This is a genomic window from Kitasatospora sp. NPDC036755 (assembly GCF_040636595.1).
In the GTDB taxonomy this organism is placed as follows: domain Bacteria; phylum Actinomycetota; class Actinomycetes; order Streptomycetales; family Streptomycetaceae; genus Kitasatospora.
Map to the genome: position 1 here is coordinate 1 of NZ_JBEZUT010000638.1, position 1,818 is coordinate 1,818.

1 protein-coding gene and 1 pseudogene are annotated in these 1,818 nt (G+C 73.1%); one reads left to right on the plus strand and one right to left on the minus strand.

The features are described 5' to 3' along the window. A pseudogene (locus tag AB0E96_RS40795) lies at positions 1-119 on the minus strand (acyl-CoA dehydrogenase); the annotation flags it as partial. A 230-nt stretch (positions 120-349) separates the two neighbouring features. Here AB0E96_RS40795 and AB0E96_RS40800 point away from each other — a divergent pair. Beyond that, the gene (locus AB0E96_RS40800; RefSeq protein ID WP_359831866.1) at positions 350-1,687 is read left to right on the plus strand and encodes a UDP-glucose/GDP-mannose dehydrogenase family protein; all 1,338 of its coding nucleotides are present in this window, start codon (positions 350-352) and stop codon (positions 1,685-1,687) included. Positions 1,688-1,818: the final 131 nt, after the last annotated feature.

A 1,818-nucleotide genomic window follows, 5' to 3' on the forward strand; every position in this document is an offset into this window, starting at 1 on the left:
TCCGCCGCGAACGGAGCGATCTTCGCCTCGGCCAGCGAACGCACCGCCTCACGGAGCATCCCGTGCTCCTCGGAGATCCGGAAGAGATCGAAGTCAGCCGCCCCTGCGCTGCCCGCCATGATGCCTGCCTCGTCGTTCAGTGACCGACGCCCGGGCGAGGTCCGATCGACGCCCGGGTGCGAGTCGAATCCGCGGTTAACTACCGTTCAGTAGAGATCCTAGGGCGCCGACCTGCGGCTGCCTAGCGTCCAGCGGCCCCCTCGGGCGTGCAGGCGATCCCGGTGCGCCCCCGGCGGGCGGATAGCATCAGGGCATCCGTACTGGTCGCGTCCGCATCCAAGGAGAACCCGTGACCCTCCGCATCTCCGTGATCGGCACCGGCTACCTCGGCGCCACGCACGCCGCCTCGATGGCCGAGTTCGGCTTCGAGGTGCTGGGTCTGGACGTCGACCCCGACAAGATCGCCATGCTGACCGCCGGCCGCGTCCCGATGTACGAGCCCGGGCTGTCCGAACTGCTGCTCAAGCACGTCGCGGGGCACGAGGGTTCGACCGGTCGGCTGCGCTTCACCACCTCCGCCCAGGAGGCCGCCGAGTTCGGCGACGTGCACTTCGTCTGCGTCAACACCCCGCAGCGCAAGGGCGAGTTCGCGGCCGACATGTCGTACGTCGACACCGCGATCGACCAGCTCGCGCCGTACCTGACCCGCCCCGCCCTGGTGGTCGGCAAGTCGACCGTCCCGGTCGGCTCGGCGGCCCGGCTGGCCGAGCGGCTGGCAGCGCTGGCGCCGGTCGGCGAGGGCGCCGAACTGGCCTGGAACCCGGAGTTCCTGCGCGAGGGCTTCGCCGTGCGGGACACCCTGCGGCCGGACCGGATCGTGGTCGGCGCCCAGAGCGAGCGGGCCGAGCGGGTGCTGCGCGAGGTGTACGCGGAGCCGATCGCGGCCGGGGTGCCGTTCATGGTCACCGACTACGCGACCGCCGAGCTGGTCAAGGCGGCCGCCAACTCCTTCCTGGCCACCAAGATCTCCTTCATCAACGCGATGGCCGAGGTCTGCGAGGCGGCCGGCGCGGACGTCACCCAGCTCAGCAAGGCACTCGCCTACGACGAGCGGATCGGCGGCAAGTTCCTCAACTCCGGCCTCGGCTTCGGCGGCGGCTGCCTGCCCAAGGACATCCGCGCGTTCATGGCCCGGGCCGGCGAGCTCGGCGCCGACCAGGCGCTGACCTTCCTGCGCGAGGTCGACTCGATCAACATGCGGCGCCGCTCCCGGATGGTCGAGCTGGCCCGCGAGCAGTGCGGCGACGGCTTCCTGGGCCGCCGGGTCGCCGTCCTCGGCGCCTCCTTCAAGCCCGACTCGGACGACATCCGGGACTCCCCCGCCCTCAACGTGGCCGCCCAGATCCAGCTCCAGGGCGCCCAGGTCACCGTCTACGACCCCAAGGCCGTGGACAACGCCCGCAAGATGTTCCCGTCGCTCACCTACGCCCACTCCGCGCTGGAGGCCGCCGAGGGCGCCCACGTCGTCCTCCACCTCACCGAGTGGTCCGAGTTCCGCGAGCTGGACCCGGCCGAACTCGGCGCCGTGGTCGCCGAGCGCCGCCTCCTCGACGGCCGCAACGTCCTGGACGCCGAAGCCTGGCGCGCCGCCGGCTGGACCTACCGCGCCCTCGGCCGCCCGAGCTGAGGCGACCGCCCGCGCGCACCGGAAGCGCCCGCCCCCCAACCCCGGGGGGGGGGCGTGCGCGGGGCGGGGCCCCCCCCGCCCCCCCCCCCCGGGTGGGTGCGGGCCGAGGGCGGCCCCCAGGGGAAACCCCC